Annotated in this window: 26 protein-coding genes and 1 riboswitch; of the genes, 21 read left to right on the plus strand and 5 right to left on the minus strand. The window is 46.8% G+C overall.

The genetic code is table 11. The features are described from left to right. Positions 1 to 204: 204 nt before the first annotated feature. The 10 genes from OIN60_RS01905 (at position 205) to OIN60_RS01950 (ending at position 7,116) form a co-directional block, all read left to right on the plus strand. A complete protein-coding gene (locus OIN60_RS01905; protein ID WP_305753281.1) occupies positions 205 to 1,485 on the plus strand; it encodes an arsenic transporter in 1,281 nt (426 codons plus the stop codon). Positions 1,486 to 1,511: 26 nt separating this feature from the next. Continuing rightward, positions 1,512 to 1,931: an arsenate reductase (thioredoxin) gene (gene arsC, locus OIN60_RS01910; protein WP_305753190.1), complete on the plus strand. Its 420-nt coding sequence runs from the start codon at positions 1,512 to 1,514 to the stop codon at positions 1,929 to 1,931. Between the two features lie 183 nt (positions 1,932 to 2,114). After that, entirely contained in the window at positions 2,115 to 2,405 is a 291-nt protein-coding gene (locus tag OIN60_RS01915) for a MazG nucleotide pyrophosphohydrolase domain-containing protein (protein WP_305753191.1), read from the plus strand. A 79-nt stretch (positions 2,406 to 2,484) separates the two neighbouring features. Then, positions 2,485 to 3,018, plus strand: a complete 534-nt coding sequence (locus OIN60_RS01920) for a P-loop nucleotide/nucleoside kinase family protein (protein WP_370872345.1) — start codon at positions 2,485 to 2,487, stop codon at positions 3,016 to 3,018. Between the two features lie 187 nt (positions 3,019 to 3,205). Continuing rightward, positions 3,206 to 3,640, plus strand: a complete 435-nt coding sequence (locus OIN60_RS01925) for a YciI family protein (protein ID WP_305753193.1) — start codon at positions 3,206 to 3,208, stop codon at positions 3,638 to 3,640. Then, a complete protein-coding gene (locus OIN60_RS01930) occupies positions 3,637 to 4,899 on the plus strand; it encodes an RNA polymerase sigma factor (protein WP_305753194.1) in 1,263 nt (420 codons plus the stop codon). Before OIN60_RS01925 ends, OIN60_RS01930 begins: the two co-directional genes overlap by 4 nt. A gap of 14 nt (positions 4,900 to 4,913) precedes the next feature. Next, positions 4,914 to 5,252 carry a DUF1801 domain-containing protein gene (locus tag OIN60_RS01935; RefSeq protein ID WP_305753282.1) on the plus strand — a complete coding sequence of 113 codons (339 nt, stop codon included), beginning with the start codon at positions 4,914 to 4,916 and terminating at the stop codon, positions 5,250 to 5,252. Between the two features lie 198 nt (positions 5,253 to 5,450). Next, positions 5,451 to 5,846 carry a VOC family protein gene (locus OIN60_RS01940; RefSeq protein WP_305753195.1) on the plus strand — a complete coding sequence of 132 codons (396 nt, stop codon included), beginning with the start codon at positions 5,451 to 5,453 and terminating at the stop codon, positions 5,844 to 5,846. A gap of 202 nt (positions 5,847 to 6,048) precedes the next feature. Beyond that, complete coding sequence (locus tag OIN60_RS01945; protein ID WP_305753196.1) at positions 6,049 to 6,654, plus strand: cyclase family protein; 606 nt, start codon at positions 6,049 to 6,051, stop codon at positions 6,652 to 6,654. Positions 6,655 to 6,963: 309 nt separating this feature from the next. Beyond that, positions 6,964 to 7,116: a hypothetical protein gene (locus OIN60_RS01950; protein ID WP_305753197.1), complete on the plus strand. Its 153-nt coding sequence runs from the start codon at positions 6,964 to 6,966 to the stop codon at positions 7,114 to 7,116. 37 nt (positions 7,117 to 7,153) lie between these two features. Here OIN60_RS01950 and OIN60_RS01955 read toward each other — a convergent pair whose 3' ends face one another. After that, on the minus strand, positions 7,154 to 7,759 hold the full coding sequence (locus OIN60_RS01955; protein WP_305753198.1) for a TetR/AcrR family transcriptional regulator: 606 nt from the start codon (positions 7,757 to 7,759) through the stop codon (positions 7,154 to 7,156). A 313-nt stretch (positions 7,760 to 8,072) separates the two neighbouring features. Then, positions 8,073 to 8,831, minus strand: a complete 759-nt coding sequence (locus tag OIN60_RS01960; protein WP_305753199.1) for a 3-oxoacyl-ACP reductase family protein — start codon at positions 8,829 to 8,831, stop codon at positions 8,073 to 8,075. 262 nt (positions 8,832 to 9,093) lie between these two features. Between OIN60_RS01960 and OIN60_RS01965 the strand changes: the two genes are divergently transcribed. The 4 genes from OIN60_RS01965 (at position 9,094) to OIN60_RS01980 (ending at position 10,763) form a co-directional block, all read left to right on the plus strand. After that, complete coding sequence (locus tag OIN60_RS01965) at positions 9,094 to 9,231, plus strand: hypothetical protein (RefSeq protein ID WP_305753200.1); 138 nt, start codon at positions 9,094 to 9,096, stop codon at positions 9,229 to 9,231. Between the two features lie 116 nt (positions 9,232 to 9,347). Next, positions 9,348 to 9,455, plus strand: coding sequence for a putative holin-like toxin (locus tag OIN60_RS01970; protein WP_305753201.1), 108 nt, complete (start codon positions 9,348 to 9,350; stop codon positions 9,453 to 9,455). A gap of 282 nt (positions 9,456 to 9,737) precedes the next feature. Beyond that, positions 9,738 to 10,190 (plus strand): GNAT family N-acetyltransferase, encoded by a 453-nt coding sequence (locus OIN60_RS01975; protein WP_305753202.1) that lies wholly within the window; start codon positions 9,738 to 9,740, stop codon positions 10,188 to 10,190. Positions 10,191 to 10,328: 138 nt separating this feature from the next. After that, positions 10,329 to 10,763: a GNAT family N-acetyltransferase gene (locus OIN60_RS01980; protein WP_305753203.1), complete on the plus strand. Its 435-nt coding sequence runs from the start codon at positions 10,329 to 10,331 to the stop codon at positions 10,761 to 10,763. A gap of 68 nt (positions 10,764 to 10,831) precedes the next feature. Here the strand turns inward: OIN60_RS01980 and OIN60_RS01985 are convergent, their stop codons facing one another. Further along, a complete protein-coding gene (locus OIN60_RS01985; protein WP_305753204.1) occupies positions 10,832 to 11,773 on the minus strand; it encodes an alpha/beta hydrolase in 942 nt (313 codons plus the stop codon). 118 nt (positions 11,774 to 11,891) lie between these two features. Beyond that, a complete protein-coding gene (locus OIN60_RS01990) occupies positions 11,892 to 12,338 on the minus strand; it encodes a MarR family winged helix-turn-helix transcriptional regulator (RefSeq protein ID WP_305753205.1) in 447 nt (148 codons plus the stop codon). A gap of 177 nt (positions 12,339 to 12,515) precedes the next feature. Between OIN60_RS01990 and OIN60_RS01995 the strand changes: the two genes are divergently transcribed. The 5 genes from OIN60_RS01995 to OIN60_RS02015 all read left to right on the plus strand — a co-directional run bounded on the left by OIN60_RS01995 (position 12,516) and on the right by OIN60_RS02015 (position 15,798). Further along, on the plus strand, positions 12,516 to 12,932 hold the full coding sequence (locus OIN60_RS01995; protein WP_305753206.1) for an RrF2 family transcriptional regulator: 417 nt from the start codon (positions 12,516 to 12,518) through the stop codon (positions 12,930 to 12,932). Between the two features lie 85 nt (positions 12,933 to 13,017). Continuing rightward, positions 13,018 to 13,896 carry an aldo/keto reductase gene (locus OIN60_RS02000; protein ID WP_305753207.1) on the plus strand — a complete coding sequence of 293 codons (879 nt, stop codon included), beginning with the start codon at positions 13,018 to 13,020 and terminating at the stop codon, positions 13,894 to 13,896. A gap of 108 nt (positions 13,897 to 14,004) precedes the next feature. Next, the gene (locus OIN60_RS02005; RefSeq protein WP_305753208.1) at positions 14,005 to 14,868 is read left to right on the plus strand and encodes a M15 family metallopeptidase; all 864 of its coding nucleotides are present in this window, start codon (positions 14,005 to 14,007) and stop codon (positions 14,866 to 14,868) included. A 257-nt stretch (positions 14,869 to 15,125) separates the two neighbouring features. Then, positions 15,126 to 15,473: a DUF1048 domain-containing protein gene (locus OIN60_RS02010; RefSeq protein WP_305753209.1), complete on the plus strand. Its 348-nt coding sequence runs from the start codon at positions 15,126 to 15,128 to the stop codon at positions 15,471 to 15,473. A gap of 10 nt (positions 15,474 to 15,483) precedes the next feature. After that, entirely contained in the window at positions 15,484 to 15,798 is a 315-nt protein-coding gene (locus OIN60_RS02015) for a DUF1048 domain-containing protein (RefSeq protein ID WP_305753210.1), read from the plus strand. 170 nt (positions 15,799 to 15,968) lie between these two features. Here OIN60_RS02015 and OIN60_RS02020 read toward each other — a convergent pair whose 3' ends face one another. Beyond that, positions 15,969 to 16,739, minus strand: a complete 771-nt coding sequence (locus tag OIN60_RS02020) for a hypothetical protein (RefSeq protein WP_305753211.1) — start codon at positions 16,737 to 16,739, stop codon at positions 15,969 to 15,971. Positions 16,740 to 16,753: 14 nt separating this feature from the next. Continuing rightward, positions 16,754 to 16,900, minus strand: a riboswitch (cyclic di-AMP (ydaO/yuaA leader). A 442-nt stretch (positions 16,901 to 17,342) separates the two neighbouring features. On the opposite strand from OIN60_RS02020, the gene kdpF reads away from it, so the two are divergent. Then, positions 17,343 to 17,420 carry a K(+)-transporting ATPase subunit F gene (gene kdpF, locus OIN60_RS22550; protein WP_370872351.1) on the plus strand — a complete coding sequence of 26 codons (78 nt, stop codon included), beginning with the start codon at positions 17,343 to 17,345 and terminating at the stop codon, positions 17,418 to 17,420. Between the two features lie 25 nt (positions 17,421 to 17,445). Next, a complete protein-coding gene (gene kdpA, locus OIN60_RS02025; protein ID WP_305753283.1) occupies positions 17,446 to 19,122 on the plus strand; it encodes a potassium-transporting ATPase subunit KdpA in 1,677 nt (558 codons plus the stop codon). Positions 19,123 to 19,139 lie beyond the last annotated feature (17 nt).

Consider the following 19,139-nt stretch of genomic DNA (forward strand, 5'->3'; position numbering starts at 1 on the left):
AGGAGCACTGTGAGGTGCGTTTGCACTACCGGTTAGGAATAAGTCTAAAAGGCTTGTGCGAAACACAAGCACTGTCTACGAAAGTAGGCAGAGACAAGCTCGTGACTTGAGTCATGAGTTGTTGACGAAGCGGCTGAGAGATTAAAGCTTTTAGGCGATAAGACTCGCCAAATTTGGGGGTTTGAAGTTGTGGTGTCTGTAATCATGGCATGTATCATTTTTCTGGTGACACTGGCGCTGGTGATTTGGCAGCCTAAGAACTTATCGATTGGCTGGTCTGCCTGCGGCGGAGCTGTGCTGGCTCTATTGGCTGGCGTGGTTGACTTTCAGGATGTCTGGGATGTGACTCAGATTGTTTGGAACGCAACATTAGCTTTTGTGGCGATCATCCTGATTTCATTGATTTTGGATAAGATTGGTTTCTTTGAATGGGCTGCGCTGCATATGGCCAGAGCTGCTCGTGGAAACGGTGTGCGAATGTTTATCTATGTTTCAATCTTGGGCGCAATCGTAGCAGCCTTTTTTGCGAATGACGGGGCAGCACTGATCCTGACACCGATTGTACTTGCGATGGTGCGGGCACTTCAGTTTGATAAGAAAAGGGTGTTCCCGTTTATTATCGCAAGTGGATTCATTGCGGATACCACATCGCTGCCACTTGTCGTCAGTAATTTGGTGAATATCGTATCCGCTGATTTCTTTGGTATTACTTTTGCGGAATATGCCAGCCGGATGGTTATACCGAACCTATTCTCGCTCGGTGCGAGTATTCTGGTGCTGTATCTCTTTTTCAGAAAAGGTATTCCCAAGAAGTTTGATTCATCACAGCTCAAACCGCCGGTGGACGCGATTAAAGACATGAAAATGTTCCGTCTGTCCTGGATCGTCCTGGCTGTGCTGTTGATTGGATATTTTGCCAGTGAATTTTTTGCTGTTCCGGTATCAATTGTTGCAGGGGTTATTGCCATCTTCTTCTTAATTATGGCCAACAAAAGCCCAGCAGTGCCTACTGCGGAAGTGGTTAAAGGAGCACCTTGGGCCATTGTATTTTTCTCTATCGGCATGTATGTAGTGGTTTACGGTCTTCGAAATGCGGGCCTGACCGATTTACTTGCCGTTGTGATTCAAGCAGCGGTTGATCAAGGTTTGTTCATGGCTACAATGGGTATGGGCTTTATTGCAGCCATTATTTCGTCCATTATGAATAACATGCCAACAGTGATGATTGATGCACTTGCAATTGATGCTACAACGGCAACCGGGACGATCAAAGAAGCTTTGATCTATGCTAACGTTATCGGGTCTGATCTTGGTCCGAAGATTACCCCGATTGGCTCGCTTGCCACGCTGCTATGGCTGCATGTCCTCACATCCAAAGGAGTCAAGATCTCGTGGGGGACTTACTTTAAAACAGGGATCGTTTTGACAATTCCAACCTTGTTTATTACGTTGTTAGGCTTGTATCTGTGGTTATCCATCTTGTGATTTAAATATAAAGGAGACAACCAATCATGGGAAAAAAGACAATTTACTTCTTGTGTACCGGAAATTCTTGCCGCAGTCAGATGGCCGAAGGGTGGGCAAAAAAACACTTGGGAGCTAGCTGGAATGTGTACAGTGCAGGAATCGAAGCCCATGGGCTAAATCCCAATGCTGTACAAGCCATGAAAGAAATCGGTATTGCTATTTCCAACCAGACTTCGGATATTATCGATCCGAAGCTGCTGAACAGCGCCGATCTGGTCGTGACCTTGTGCGGGGATGCAGCAGATAAATGCCCGGTCACTCCTCCGCAAGTGAGACGTGAGCACTGGGGATTCGATGATCCTGCGAAAGCACAGGGTACGGACGAAGAAAAATGGGCTGTGTTCCAGCGTGTACGTGATGAAGTCGGCGGGCGCATTAAGAAATTTGCCGAAACAGGGGAATAATAAACAACAAGCAAGCCGGGAGAAATCTCGGCTTGTTTTATAATTAAAATAAAGCTGTATCATCTGAAGAAAATCATCAATATACAGAAGGCAATCGCTTGTAAAGCTGGAATATTATAAAGAACAGAACTATTGTTTTTTTATTGTATATAGCATGTATGTCCAAGAAGAGAGGAACGGGGAATGAACACAGCAGAGTTTCAACAATACGTCAGGGAATACAGCAAAACCAAGGGATTCGATGAGAGTACGATGGAGCAAAGGACACTTTACCTCATGACGGAAGTCGGGGAACTGGCTAAAGAGGTTCTATCCGTCTCCTTCCATCCGGATGCGGAGAAGAAAGAAAACCTGGGGCACGAGATGTATGATGTGGTGTGGAATATTTTTGACCTGGCCAACAAGCTTGGCATCGACCTGGATCAGGCATTCAAACAGAAAATGGAGATTAATGAAAGGAGAACGTGGGAATAAGAGCGAACCCGTAAGGGATGATCATTCGACTTCTGAAAGAATGACCATGTTTTACGACTTTCCAAAGGAGGTGATGAACTTGTCGGACAGTAAAGAATCAGCAGTCGTCTATCTCATCTCCGGTCCACTCGGTGTAGGGAAATCGACCGTTTCCAAGGCGCTCGCCGATACGATGAAGCAATGTACGCTTATCGAAGGTGATCTCCTGCTCCATGTTTACCGAGGGGATACCGAGCCGCCTTGGGAGGAACGGCTCCGGTTGGCTTGGTTTAATATCACCGCGGTGACGCGGAATTTTCTCCGGCACGGGTTCAAGGTTGTCATTGATTTCGTCGTTGAAGAGGAACTTGATTGGTTCTGCGGTCAGCTATCGGATCTCGACGTGACGCTGTACTATGCTGTACTATACGCGGAACCGGACACCCTCGCCGCCCGACTCCATCAGCGAGGAGATGAGCAATATATCGAACGTTCGCTCTTCCTGCGGAACAAGCTGATGGCTTCTCCGGCCAACGGGCCGTTTCTGCTAAATACAGATCTCAAGCGGCCGGAGGAACTCGTCAAGGAAATCATAAAGAATGACAGGTTTAAGTTAATGGGTTACTCCAGGTGAGAATTTCAATGTAATAATTGGATCAACGTGACCGGCAGCGAGTACGAATCTGTCATTATCGGAAATGTTATTTTTTTCAAAGGAATGTCGATGTTCTGATTGCTCATTCGTCGTACATATAGAAGCACGTGAAATGACCAATTCTTTAGGCGCTGTTGCTCTAACTATTTTACAGAGGTGAATATTTATGCGGTTCATGATGATTGTAAAAGCGACCGAAGATTCAGAGGCGGGCAATCCGCCAAACCCGGAGCTGTTCGAAGCGATGATGCGGTACAACGAGGAGCTCGCCAAGGCGGGCGTTCTGCTCGCGGCCGACGGGCTTCATCCAAGCAGCAACGCTGTTCGAATTTCTTACCCGGAGCCAGGAGGTAAACCGAAGATCGTTGATGGACCGTTCACCGAAACCAAGGAGCTCATTGCCGGTTATACACTGATCGAGGTAAAAACGCGGGAAGAAGCGATTGAATGGGCGCTGCGGATGCCGGATCCGCATGGCTTCGGCGAGGGGCGGATCGAGCTTCGGCAAGTGTTCGAAGGACCGGAGCTGACTGACGATCCTGACATGCTGGAAAGCCATTCGTCACTGACCGAAGAATTACGGAGACGGGGACGGTTGTGACGGATATCGCTTCCCGACGCGCGATCGAGGCCGTCTGGCGAATCGAATCGGCCAAGCTAATCGCCGCCCTGACCAGGATGATACGCGACGTTGGCATTGCCGAAGATGTCGCTCAGGATGCGCTTGTTATTGCACTGGAGAAGTGGCCGGTAATCGGCATTCCGGACAATCCTGGTGCATGGCTGATGACAGCGGCGAAACGCCGTGCGATTGACCTGTTACGCCGAGACAAGCTGCGCGGTCAGAAATATGAAGAAGTCGGGCGCAGCACAAAGCTGCTGTACTCCGAGGAAGATTTGCATGCTGCAGCCAGCGGAGAGATTGGCGACGATCTCCTGCGGCTCATCTTCATGACCTGTCATCCGGTCCTCTCCCGAGAGGGGCGCGTCGCGCTGACGCTGCGCCTGCTTGGGGGATTAACGACAGAGGAAATCGCTCGTGCCTGCTTCGTGCCCGAACCGACGGTTGCCCAGCGGATCGTACGCACCAAACGGACCTTGCGGGAGGCGAGAGCAGCTTTCGATACGCCGTCCCGCGAAGAGCTGCAGGAACGGCTTGTGGCTGTGCTTGAGGTCATTTACCTCATGTTTAATGAAGGTTATACGGCTACTGCGGGTAATAGCTGGACCCGTCCCTTGCTCTGTCAGGAGGCGCTGCGGCTCGCCCGCATTCTGGCGGAGATTGTACCCCATGAACCCGAGGTGCATGGTCTTGCTGCGCTCTTGGAGCTGCAATCGTCGCGCCTCAAGGCTCGTGTGACCCCTGCGAGAGAGCCGATTCTGTTAGCTGATCAGAATCGCTCTTTGTGGGATCGGCTGCTGATTCGGCGGGGATTGGCCGCATTGGAACGTGCGCAGTCGCTCGGCAAGCCGCTTGGACCCTATGCTCTGCAGGCTGCCATAACGGCTTGTCATGCCGAGGCTCGTACTATGGAGGAAACTAACTGGATGCGAATTGCCGCACTTTATGAGGCACTGTCACGCGTCATGCCGTCGCCGGTCGTCGAGCTGAACCGGGCGGTGGCGATCGGGATGGCATTTGGTCCCGCATTTGGACTTCAGCTTGTTGAGCAGTTGGAGAGTGAACCGGCGCTCAAAGAATACCATCTGCTTCCAAGTGTTAAGGGGGATTTTTTATTCAAGTTGGGCAGAATGGATGAAGCACGTGCTGCATTCGAACGTGCGGCTGAGATGACGCGAAATGAGCGGGAGCGGGAACTGCTGCAAAAGCGCGCCGCTTCATGCGGATTAACAGATTGAAAGGGGATATAATGATGAACGAAGAAATCAACCAATTTATCGAGGCGCTGGGTGATTCGTGGCAACACCCGATTTGCGCTGAACTGCGGGATGTCGTGCATGCGGCCATTCCGGATGTGCAGGAGCGAATGCAGTACAAGAAGCCCCATTTTCTGAAAAACGGCAAATATGCCGCTGTGATTTCAACGTCTAAAGCGGCCGTCAGCTTCACGATCTTTAATGCGGCGGAGCTCGCACTTCCAGAGGAATTCGATGGTCCGCCTGAACGGAAAACGATCAAGCTTAAACAAGGCCAAGCTGTTGACGGCGAAATGTTAACCTCTTTACTCCAGCAGGCGGCATCGACGCTGTAGTCGAGAGATATTACCAATTATATTTGCATATTTGCTTCAATAGGCTAAGGCAGGTCATCCGAAATCAATCCGGGGGCCTGTTTTTAATGAGCGAATAAATTTTTTTTTCGATTTTCATTTTAGACATGTCGATTATGCCATCATCGGTTCGTCGTCTTAATAGAAGCTCAAATAACCATTGTAGAAAGGATGTTGAACATGACGGCACAACTGAACGCTTACATTCATTCGGAGCAAGCAAGAGCACAGGCAACGTTTTACACGCAAGCACTGGGAGGGGAAGTTCTTTCGGTTATGACTTACGGGGAAATGCCCGGAACACCGGAAGCCACCAAGGATAAGGTGATGCATATGGTGCTCTCTATAGCAGGCGGGAACCTGTTGTTTCTTTCCGATTCCTTTGAGCCGGTTCGGGGAAAGCGATTCATTTCGTTGGCGCTCACCTATGAAAATGAAGAAGATGCCCGCCAAGCTTTTACGAATCTGGCCAAGGACGGTGCGGTCAAGTTTCCGTTTGACTTACAGCCGTGGGGTGCCCACTACGGTGAAATCGAAGACAAGTTCGGGGTACATTGGCAGATTGTGAAGCAATAAAGGGTAAGTGGATGAATTGCTGCCGATTTGATCGGCAGCTTGTTCAGTTTTTAGTGGCAGCTTCATAATCTGAAAGAGCAGGATGTTTTAGGCAGGATACCATATTTTTTTTCTGCGCAGGGATAGACGTAAGAAAATAGAATTCCTGATTTATGAAATTCCATCTCTGCCCAGAATCGAAAGAAAAAAGCGAGGTGCAACGATGATTATTGATCTTACTCATCTGATTGAGGATGGCATGCCGCCATATCCAGGAGATACAGCTACTGTATTGCGGCATTCCAGCGAATTACAGACAGACCACTATAACAATCACCAGTTGACTATCAATATGCATGCTGGTACACACATCGATGGCCCAATGCATTTATTGAACGTCAAAGAATATCTAAATGAGTTTCCTCTGGAGAGGTTTATTGGAGAGGGTGTTGTAATTGATGTATCTGGGGAAAAAGAAATCCTTTATAAGGAAGAGTATGAGGGAATTATTGAGAAAGATCAAATCGTTTTGATACATACTGGATATAGCAAGTTTTTTGGACAACCAAAATATTTTGCAGATCATCCGGTGATGACCCTGGCGTTCGCTGAGCTGCTGGTCAGAAAGCAGGTGAAAATGGTTGGATTGGACATGCCATCGCCAGATAAATATCCGTTTGAAGTACACAAACATTTGTTCAGTCATAAGATCCTCATCGCAGAGAATTTAACGAATGTAGGTAAACTTGATGAATTTGAGGTGATCGCGCTGCCCCTTTACATCAAAGCGGACTCTTCCATTGCGCGGGTCATTGCACGAGTGAAGTGAATTTGTACCCGCTCACATATCCCACAACTCGAATTCTCTGCCTGTTATTCGGAAAGTAAATTAAATGTTAGGGAGACGGTTATGGAACTCGATTTTTATTCGATACGGATTCAAATCATGGCTACGATCACCTGGATTTGATCTTTTTGACCGGATTATGGACAGGGCTATGGAGATCAAACAATCGTATCCCAGAGATGGGCGATGGAATCCGAGGAGGAGAAGGATCTTTATTTGCAGGCAGAAAAGCGAAGTTACTCTAGGCGTCGTAAGCTTCCAACAGGCTCATTTGGACAGAATGGGACGGTTATGAAGCTAATGGATTACGTAGCTCATGTGAATCCTGCCGAGAAGGATCGTTTTCCTATGAAAACATTACTTGAGAAATACCCGCAAGGGGATAAGTTTATTGAGATTTACGAAACAGAAGAGGATGCGGCTGGTATATCAAGTGAACCCTGAGGGCGGCTCTTTCGAAATGAATGATGAACTTAAACGCTCACCCCCCGTTTTCGACGTACGGCAATGCCAACAGAGCGATGTTGATCATTTCTTCGAGATCTTCACGGCTGGCCCCGTTTACGGCCTGGACCGTCATACCGTACACGAGGGTTGCGACATACCGGGCCAGGGCGACAGGATCGGCGTGCTTGGGCAAATCCCCATCCTTCTTTGCTTGCTCTAACCGGGTACTTAGCGCTTTTTCGGTTTGAACGCGTAGATCGGTCAATAATTGTTTGATCGGATCGGATTCCTTGCTGTCCGTAAGGGCTCCTTTGATTGTTAAACAGCCTGGAGAATAATCGGGATTGACCACCGAATCCGCTGTTGCACGAAGAAGCTTCTCGATGACTAATCGAGCTGTCGGTTCGTTCAGCGCAGCCACTGAAGCTAGAATCGGCCCTTCGTTCATATATAAATCAAGCGCCATGTGAAACAGCTTCTCTTTGCTGCCGAAGGTCGCATAAAAGCTTGAACGGTTGATTTTCATGGCTTCGGTCAGGTCGGACAACGAAGTCCCTTCATACCCCTTTTGCCGAAAAATCTCCTGGGCGCGCTCAAGGGCTTGTTTAATGTCAAATTCCCGCGGACGTCCGGCTGCCATAATCATCTCACCTTTCATAAATCAGATAAGTGATATTTTACTACACAGCTCGGAATTTGCAATGCTTTCGGAAAATATGAAAAAGATTCAAACTGCCCGGAAAGATCGGTGGCCATCCGATCTCCTGACAGTTTGGATCTTTTGGTTTAGATAGTCTGTTTCTCGTTCACTCTGCCTTCGTTAAGAAAAACGTCTATCGACGTACATTCATAGAAGCCAGACCGCGTTTAGCGGAAGTTTTTCTTGCGATTATAGAATTGTTCAGCTTCGCTGAAAACTTATAAACTCTATAATCTTAAGAAAATGCTTGTGGTTAAATGCTCCCGCCTCCGTCGATATTCAGGCTTGCGCCGGTAATATAGCTGGATTCAGGTGAAGCGATGTAAGCCACCATGCTTGCAATTTCGGATGCGCTTCCGTGTCTCCCTAGCGGAATCATTTGTATGGCTGAAGCAGAGGGGCCGTTCGCAGGATTCATATCCGTATCGATCATTCCCGGTTGAATGTTATTGACTGTAACGCCTTGAGGCGCTAGATCGCGCGCCAGCGCCCGTGTCAATCCGGCTACCGCGGCTTTTGTCGAGACATACAGGCTGTTTCCAGGGAATGGATTAAATTCGGCGGCAACACTACCAATATTGATGACGCGACCGCCTTGTTTCATTTGCGGACCAGCGGCTTGAACGGCAACGAATACCGCTTTCAAATTAATCGCAACCATTTGATCGAATTCTTCAAGAGTATATTGGTCGTAAGGCTTTAAACTTGCAATGGCGGCATTATTTACAAGAATATCGATACCGCCAAATGTTTGGATTGCCTCTTCGACGGCGCCTTTCACTGCCCCGGCATCGGCGCTGTCCGCGCGAATCGCCAAAGCCTGACCACCTGCGCTTTTAATTGCTTGTACCAGTTCATCTGCCTTGTTTTGCGCGCTGACGTAAGTAAAAGCAACCGACGCACCGTCTTCTGCGAGCCTTTTCACGATGGCTGCGCCAATGCCGCGAGCTCCTCCGGTGACCAAAGCTTTTTTGCCAGCTAACGGTTTATTCGTTGTACTTGTCGTATTCAAATGTAAAACTCCTCTCAATTTATTTTTGAACCGTTCGGTTCATATTTAAGTATGAGGATATTATGTACCTTTCGGTTCAAAATTGCAAGCAGTAATTTTTGATGCTTGGGATTAGGGATTTTTGGATGAAATTCCGGATCAGGATATAATTGAGACAATGACTTCTGAAAAGCTCACGGTAAAACAGGGATAGTAGTGAAAGATGGAATAATGATTCACCATGTTGGCTTTAAACGCGGAAGGAATAAGGAGGCCATATCCATTGAAAGATTGGAATGAGGAGAATGTTCGGGAACTGACTGGAGTTGGCCTCAATCAACTGACGAGCGAAGTCGACCGGATTTTATATAAGATGATTGACGGTAAGATGGGGAAACTGGGCGTGGCATACTTAATATAGCTATAGCATCATTGATGAACACTCTATTAACCATCTAATAAGCATGGTATAATATACCTAATAACAGAATGGCTTGGATGGGCGGTCGGCTAGTCTCCCGGAAGGGAGGTGATGCTATGGAGGTTTTTCAAGCACTGTCTTTGATGATTGCATTTGGAGCGTTAATTGTTGCGCTTATCGGTGTGGTCGTTACGATAGTGATTGCTCTGAACCAAAAGAAATAGACCGCCCCGGCAAGGTATGGTCTATTTCTACTGACTAATATTTTGAACAGCCGACCGCCCTTAAAAGCGGCTGTTGCCAAGAGTGGGGATGTTCGCGCATCCTTCACTCTTTTTTAGTATATACTTCTTAATTACATTTTATCACACATGAGACTGATTGTTAATCATATAGATTCCTGATTTTTTATAAATGAAACCATAACTTGATTTGGAGGAGTGGAAAATGATTCAGTCCATTGTGCATATCGCTCTGGTTGCTGTGTTTAGATTAAGGAGAAAAAAATGAACATTAGAAAACTACAAACAAACGAAACTTACCCAATGGAACTTTTGTTATTAGCGGACCCATCACGAAAGCTTGTTGAGGAATACATCAACAGAGGAGAAAGCTTCATAGCTGAAGAGGGTCACGAAATTTTGGGGATTTATGTGCTCCTTCCTACGAGACCTGAAACCGTTGAATTGGTGAATATTGCGGTAGCGGAAAGGGTGCAGGGGCAAGGAATAGGGAAAATGTTAATCTTACATGCCATTCAGACAGCTAAGGACAAAGGATACAAAACGATTGAAGTTGGCACAGGAAACTCAAGCATAGGACAACTGGCCCTTTATCAAAAGAGTGGCTTCAGAATTGTTGGGGTTGATCCGAATTTTTTCGTTCGTCATTATGAAGAGGAAATATATGAAAACGGGATACAGTGCAGAGATATGATTCGGCTGTCCCAGGATTTGTGATGATCTCGAATTTAGTCTACATGAAAGTATGAATATGAACTTGCCCCGTGCCAAAACGCCGACCGCATGGATAATTTCATATATCCATTTTTCGAATAGTGCATTAGAATAAATGAAATACATAGCGGAGGTGACAGAATGGAGATAATCTTCAAAGAATTTCTGATTTCAGACAATAAAGAAAAAATAGATCAAAACGTAGTTGTTGACTACTTAGCGAGAAGCTATTGGGCTGACAAAAGGCCGGTCGAAAAAGTTTTGAAATCTATTGAAGCCTCTAAATGTTATGGAGTCTATCTGCAGGATAAACAAGTCGGGTTTGCGAGGGTCATAACAGATGGAGCAACCTTCTACTACCTCTGTGATGTATTTGTTCTGGAGGAGTTCCAGGGACAGGGAATAGGAAAAAAACTTGTTGAAGTCATAGTGAATTCGGAAGAATATGAGTGGATGACCGGGTTATTAGGCACACGAGATGCTCATGGTTTATACGAAAAATATGGATTTGAAAGGGATGCTGAACGAGTTTTACGAAGAGTGCCACAAAGCAGAAGCGGATCTTTGAGAGTTTAAAAAAACAGCGGCAGTCCAGGGATTCATTTTCTCGTCCCTGGCTGCCGCTGCTGTTTTGGTCATTTTAATTACTGTTTTAACCACGTATTTGCTAAAAGTATTGCGCCTTTGGCCGCATTCGTCTCTGCCAGGGCGTTCAGCATGACGAAATCATGAATAATACCTTGGAAGCGAACGGCGGTTACAGCTACACCGGCTTCACGAAGGTTATTTGCATAAGCCTCACCTTCATCGCGTAAAACGTCTGCTTCTGCGGTGATGATCAGGGCCTGCGGCAAGCCTTCCAGTTGTTCCTTGGCTGCTCTTAATGGAGAAGCCGTGATCTGATTACGTTCAGCAGCATCGGTTGTATATTGGTCCCAGAACCACTGCATTCCATCCCTGCGCAGAAAGTACCCTGTTTCAAATTGGCGGTAAGACTCTGTTTCAAAGGCTGCATCGGTAACAGGATAAAAGAGGAGCTGTTTGTGAATGGCAGGTCCTTTGCGTTCCTTGGCGAGCAGGGTGATAGCTGCGGCCATATTGCCGCCTACACTGTCGCCTGCGACAGAAAGACGGCTTAAGTCAAAATGCTCACTCTCCGCATTCGCTTCAATCCATTGCAGTACAGCATAAATTTCCTCAATAGCCGTAGGATATTTGACTTCTGGTGACAGGCTATAGTCGGGGAAGACAACAGCCGCATTAGAACCCACGGCGAGCTCACGGATAAGTCGGTCATGTGTATGGGAGTTACCAAACACCCAGCCTGCACCATGAATATATAAAATGACGGGCAGATTCGCGGCTGCATTTTCGGGACGAATGATACGTACTGGCACGCTTCCGCTCGGTCCGCCTTCAACCGTTACATCCTGAACATCCGCCGGTTGTTTAAATACATCACCGGACTGGACCTCATTTACTGCTTTGCGGCCTTCCTCAGGACCTAGGTCAAATAGATAAGGAGGATTCGCAGTGTCTTCCACAAATTTCTGTGCAGCCGCTTCTAATACAACTTTCTTCGTCATTTTCATCAATCTCCTTAGACGGTTTTTGAGAGCACAAATATTGTGAGAAATACTGGGCATAATTATGCTTATTCTTTATATAAGCACCAAAATGAATTATGAAACCTTGCTGTTTTAGTTATTTAACAGGTCGGCAGCACCTGTCTGACTTTGCCATTGCTTCATTCATTAATTTAATCGAACGAATGACCATGTCTTTTTCGAACTCACTCATATAAGAAAATATCTCGTCCAGGTACGCGTTCATTTGTTGATCAATGTTACTGGCTACATATTTCCCTTCAACGGTCAGCGAGAGAGTGTACACTCGCCGGTCAGATGCATCTGGCGTTTTTTTCACCAGATTTAATTTAATTAAGGATTGTATTTGCCGACTGAAAGTAGTGATATCTGTGCCCAAAGTTTCGGCGATTTGTTGCATGGAAGGATGATGTTGACGATCGATTTCATACAAGATGTGGCTTTGAACCAGGGAAATATCAACTCCTCCAACGGTACAGCAGTTTTTATTCAACAGGCCAAATCGGCGGGTCATAATTTGGAATAGTTCTCGTGTGTTCTCCACGTTCGTGTCACTCCTTTAAATCATTTATACATTAAGTTGTTGCATACTGCAAATAACGAAGCCTTCAACAACTTGATGCAGGTGGTTATGATATTTGGTACATTTTATTTATTGAAATCTATATATAATAGATATAGAGTATACTTAGAAAAAGTCGAAATAGTTAGGATGAAAGACATGGCATACTCTACAGCTTTATCGCAAGGGATTTCGATACTGCTCTTTATTCACACGATGGCGGAGGAACGCTGCTATCATTATTTATCCACGAAGGTGATTTCGGAGCAACTAAATATCCCTGTCCCGACCACGGCCAAAGTCATCCGCAGCCTGAATAGTGCCCAACTGACTGTCGCCAAAGAAGGGGCTAAAGGCGGGATCATGCTGGCTAGGCCGTTATCCGAGATCACGTTTTTGGATGTGTTTCTGGCGGTTGAGCCTGGAAAGGGTTTGTTCAAAATCGATTTGGATGTTAATCTTTCTGGGCCGGAGGTTGACGAGGTTAAACAAAAAATCGTCAATCACCTGTCAGCAACCGAGCAGGCTATGCATAATTCTCTAAAGGATATGAAGTTAACCGATCTATTGGAATAAGCGCGGGTTAACTTTTTTTTGTACAAAACTATATATATTTAATATATAGAATATACTGTTTGAATAAGAAAGGGGCACTCCTTCTATGAACTTGAATAACCAATACGTAGCGGCAGCCAATGGTGTTAAAATCCCTCAGTTGGGATTTGGAGTTTACAAAATTACGAAGCAGGAAGAATTTGAGCGAGCGATCGGTGAGGCGATTCGTTTAGGTTACCGGCATTTTGATACAGCCAAAATTTATGGAAATGAGGAGGCCTTGGGACGGGAGATTCAAAAAAGCGGGGTTCCGCGTGAGCAATTTTTTATCACCTCTAAAGTGTGGAATACGGATCACGGGTATAAAGCGGCCAGGAAAGCTTTTGAGAAAACGATAAAAAAGCTGAACGTAGACTACCTGGATATGTATTTAATTCATTTTGCCTCACCTCATTATGTAGAAACATGGAAAGCTATGGAGGAGCTATATCTGGAGGGGAAGATTAAAGTCATCGGGGTTGCGAATTTTGAAACTCAGCATCTTGAGCATTTAATGAAACACGCCAAAATTCCGCCGATGATCAACCAGATCGAGACCCATCCCGAGTTCCCGCAAAATGAATTGCATGAGTATCTTAATAAACATGGAATCCTGCATCAGGCATGGGCACCACTGGGGCAAGGAAATAAAGCTCTTTTTGAAAATCCGGAACTGCAGCGAATTGCGCGCAATCATAACAAAACGGTGGCTCAGGTCATTTTACGCTGGCACCTGGAGCGAGGAATCATCATTATCCCCAAGTCATCCAACCCGAAAAGAATCAAAGAAAATAGTGAAATATTTGATTTTGCACTGACTGGCGATGACATGGAAACGATCAACCGGCTCAATTCAGGTAAAAGGTACGCGATCAATCCGACGGGCTATATTATTAATCCAGTCTATAATGGGCTGATGAAGCTTGTGATCCGTACGCTTTTTTGAAGTGCGTTTACCATTATAATCTTAAGAAAAACTTTATATTTACCCCACTTCCTTTTTAAATAGTTTTTCCTATCCTGAATGGGTGAGAGGTTAAGGAGAAATTAAACAATGAAGAAGTGGGTTATTTTGTTTGTCCTGATTGTGCTGTTGGGAGCGGGGGGCAGTCATTATCTGAAGGAATCTGTAGGGGATGCTCTAAGAATAGAGGATGGCAAAGCTCTGGAGACATTTTCCCGAAAGGATGGGATTGCAATCCATGTGACAGAAGAACAGATTTACGAAGGCAATCTGCTGCTGGTGAACAGAGAGCATCCTGTGCATCAACAGGGGGTGAAATCGGATGTGGTCAATTTGTCTCAGCATGAAGAGCTAATGCAAGGTTATGGTTTGCTGGATAACACAATCCGGCTGTCTGAGAGCGTGGCGCAAAAATTTTTAACGATGGTTGATGCCGCTAACCAAGATGGGGTCAATCATTTTTTAATTAGCAGCGGTTATCGGGACGAGATGGAACAGGAGCAGTTATATCAAGAAATGGGCGCTGATGTTGCTTTGCCGGCGGGATACAGCGAGCATAACCTGGGTTTGTCTCTGGATATTGGCTCTTCAGAAGGGCAGATGGGCCAAGCTCCTGAAGGAAAATGGTTGAAAGAGAATGCATGGAAATATGGGTTCATTTTGCGATATCCTGAGGACAAAACGGCGATCACAGGCATTGAATATGAACCCTGGCATTTCCGCTATGTGGGGCTGCCGCACAGTATGATTATGCTGGAAAAAGGCTTTGCACTGGAGGAATATTTGAATTATCTGAAAGAAAAAAGGTACATTTCGGCTACTATTGATGGTGAGGAGTACGAGATTGCTTATTATCCGGTTGTCATCAGAACGTCCATCCATGTACCTGCGAATCGCGATTATGAAATATCAGGCAACAACATGGACGGGGTTATTGTAACTGTGAATCCCTAGCTTGCTGATCTACCCCGTTTAACCGGGTTACATAGAAATGAATAATAGCTATTGACAGACTACCTATTACGTATTACTATATAGCTGTAATAAGTAATACGTAATATCTGTCTTACTGAATAGTAAGGATGATTGTGCTGGAAAACCTAACGGAAATGCTCAAAGGCGTGCTTGAAGGCCGTGCAAGGAACTACGGAAGTTCTGGGGAAATGGGAGTTCGTATCATCAAAAATTAATGAGTTAAAGGAGAGTAAATAATGAATTTTTGGGAAAAGATCACAGGCAGCGACATGACTAAAGAATTGAAAGCTTTTGAATCGCGAGCCAAAAAGCTGCCGGCTGATTATCAAGCGGCATGGGAACAAATGAATGCCAATCTTTGGCCTCACTCAGATTTCACCGGTCGCAACCTCATGCCAATTCTTGACGGTGTGCTTGGCCTGCTCGAAGAAACGGCGGCGGACGGCCAGAGTGTCCAAGAGGTTTTGGGTGACGATATCAAGGGCTTCTGTTCAGCGCTGGTCGGCGAAGAAGGGGCAAAGTCTTTTCGCGACAAGTGGCGTGAGCAACTCAACCATAATATCACTAAAAAATTAGGTAAATAGGAGGATGAAAATGAGAATTCAAGATATCATCGAAGGCAAAAAAGAGTGGCGAGCGCACGTGGCGCGTGTCAAAGCACTCCCGCAAGATTATCAGATTGTGTATAAAGAGATTCAAAAATATTTCTTTAAGGTCGGCCCTATTGAGCTAACCGACGGGACGGGCTTGCTTTCGGGGATTATCGATCTTTTTGAAGAAGGCGCGGCCTTGGGGAAAGGCGTGCTCGAAGTGACAGGCAGTGACGTAGCGGCTTTCTGCGACGATCTAATCAAAGATTCAAAAACTTACGCTGACATCTATCAAGAATCTGTTGACCAAGAAGTGTAAGAGGGGATATCGTCAAGTGGCTGACGATCTGCGGAAACGTGCTTATCTTGGCATCTTGTTTAATTATATGAGCCAGGATAGCAACCTGGAATGCGTTGACTCGTTTTATGTGCGGGTTGTATGGGATGTAAAAGGCTCTGCGGGCATGTGGATCGCAGAGCCTTTTTGGTTTACCTTGTTAAGACACTATAGTAAGCACTTGATTTCTGAAACAACTCTTTAGACTCCAGGTCAAAACCTGTACCGACCGTGTGTGTTACGAAATTATGCAAAGACGCAGGCTCCGGGTATTCCTCATTCTCCTGCCATGTTGCCTCCAGAGTATGGGATAGCAGCTTCAAGGCGGTGCAGGCAGGTCCGATCAGGTAATCCTTGTGGATTTCAAGTGAATAGCCTTCTAACCATAAGTGTTTGGCGTAAGCCATGGTTTCAATCAGGGAGCTTTTGTCGCCAGGATGAATATGACAAATGCGTTTCCTGTTGCCCCGTATAGCCGCATTCCTCATTAGATACTGTGTGCTTGTCCGCATCAGGATTTCCGCAGCAATAAACTTGTTTTTCATACGTGCTCTGACGTCCAGTAGAGCGGTTAGAGTCATATCCGCCTTGTTTTCTCCCCATAAAATCCGGTGTAATCTTGTGGTAGCTAGGGCTTCACGAAGGGTCATTCCTTTCAGCCGATGCAGGAAAGATGCCCATTTGACCATATCGAAGTGTTTGTCGTTCGCTGACATCACACATTCACCCCAGCCTGTGTAGGTGCCACAGTTAATCTGCAGTAAACCATAGCGGCAGCTACTCAACATTCCTCTTCCCGTCTGGTAACAGGTATCGATGTCAAACTCGAAGAGCTGAATCCCTGTAATATGTGCCTCAGTCGTGGAGATTCCCTTCAAGCTCATCAAAGGTTTAAGCCGGTAGTCTAACGTGTAACTCTCCATGTTTCATTTCCCTTCTTTCAGGTCTCTGGCGCTTGCGAGGTTAGCTGTCGGATTCGGGCCGAGAAGCCCTGCATGAAATTCTTCCATGATTCACCCCGAGGCTGGTTAAGCCGTTCTGGTTCCCCCGCTTCCCATTTCCGGGAATTCAGCGATTACGACATAGCGTGTATTTTTCCATTCGAACTGGAGAATATATTAGGTGATGATCGCGGATAGTGTAAAATAAGCGGCTTCCGATATTAGAGGGAAATCCGGTGGATTTGCCTTGTTTTAGCGATTCGTTTAAAAAAACGCATGTCTTTCTTGCTATAACTGGCACTTTCAGCGGCTTGTTAAGACACTATGGATTTTTACACTTTTTTTACGCCCCCCGCTTAGATCTTAACCCCATTTTTATACCGAACCGTATTATCATAAGCTCTGTGCCAAGGGGAGATGCTCGACAAAATCTCTCTTCACAGAGCTTTTCTGCTCTTATAACAGGAGGTTATGAATCATGCTGGACATTGTAATGGTAGCTTCTTTAATTCTTCTAGCTCTAATGATGGTTGGATTGCTGGCTTGGGCTGGCAAGGTTGCCGACGAAGGAAGTGAACGCTCATGATGTGGCTGCTTGGCATCGTTGTACTTGCAGTCGGCGTGTATCTGACTTACGTGCTGCTTAATCCGGAAAAATTCTAATTGGGGTCGTAGAGAGAGGAGTTCAATCATTATGTTCGCTGTACTGTCTATCGGGGTGACGCTGCTGCTGGTCCTGCTGTTGGCACGTCCGACGGGTCTTTATATGGCCCGGGTATTTAACTACGAACCATCCGGATTGGATAAATGGTTCGGATGGATCGAGAAGCCGATCTTTGCACTGGGCGGCATCCGCCGGGACCATCAGTCCTGGAAGCAGTATGCGCTGTCCGCCGTGCTCAGCAATCTGGTCATGATCCTGTTGGTATATTTGATTTTCCGGGTTCAAAAATTTCTGCCGCTGAACCCGTCCGGCATTGAGAATATGGAGCCAATGCTGGCCTTTAACACGGCGATAAGCTTCATGACCAATACGAATCTGCAGCACTACAGCGGGGAAAGCGGTCTTTCCTATCTGTCGCAGATGATCGCTATCGTATTTATGATGTTTACGGGGCCGTCTACGGGGCTTGCGGTGGGCATTGCCTTCATTAGAGGACTTGCGGGCAAGCCGCTCGGCAACTTTTTTGTAGACTTGACCCGCTCGATTACACGTATCTATTTGCCGATTGCCTTTGTTACGGCATTTATTTTTATCGCGCTTGGTGTGCCGCAGACGCTGGATGCTACGGCTACAGCGCAGACGATTGGTGGTGCGGTGCAGGAGATTGCGCGTGGTCCGGTAGGCTCGTTCTTGTCGATTAAGGAGCTGGGCAACAACGGCGGGGGCTTCTTCGGGGTCAACTCGGCCCACCCGTTCGAGAATCCGGACGGCATCAGTAATGCACTGCAGATTGTGCTGATGCTGCTGCTCGTGACGGCTTTTCCTTTTACGTATGGCAAAATGGTCGGCAATGCGAAGCAGGGGCGTGTCCTGTTCGTGTCGATGGCGATGCTTTTCATCGTTATGCTGGGCATCTCCCTGAGCGCAGAGAGTGCGGGCAATCCTGCCCTGAATGCTCTGGGAATCCAGCACGAGCAAGGCAGTATGGAGGGGAAAGAGGCCCGCTTTGGCGTGGCGCAGTCCTCCCTGTATTCCGTGGTCACCACCGCATCGGAAACGGGTGCCGTCAATACGATGCATGACACGCTAACACCGATTGCCGGATTGATCACCCTCGCGAACATGATGCTGAATACGGTGTTCGGCGGTGTCGGTGTCGGCTTCATTAACGTGCTGATGTATGCGATGATCGGTGTGTTTTTATCCGGTCTTATGGTCGGGAGGACGCCCGAGTTTCTCGGCAAGAAGATCGAAGGCCGGGAGATGAAGCTGATTGCGGTCACGATGCTGATCCAGCCCTTGCTTATCCTGGCGCCGACGGCGCTTGCCCTGCACACGAATCCGGATACGATCTCGAATCCCGGGTTCCACGGGCTGACACAGGCCTTGTATGAATTCACGTCCTCTGCAGCGAATAACGGCTCCGGCTTCGAGGGGCTTGGCGACAATACGCCTTTCTGGAACATCACGACAGGTATTGTCATGTATCTGGGACGGTACTTCTCGATGGTGACGATGCTGGCGGTTGTCGGCTCACTGGCTGTTAAAAAGCCCGTACCGGAAACGTCCGGCACGTTCCGGACCGATAACGCCTTGTTCGCAGGTGTGTTCCTGGTCACGGTGCTGATAGTGGGAGCTCTGACCTTTTTTCCGGCGCTCGTGCTCGGACCGGTTGCCGAACAGCTTACGTTGATGCCTTAACCATAGAAAGAAAGTAA

It is taken from the genome of Paenibacillus zeirhizosphaerae, assembly GCF_030705605.1.
GTDB lineage: Bacteria > Bacillota > Bacilli > Paenibacillales > Paenibacillaceae > Paenibacillus > Paenibacillus zeirhizosphaerae.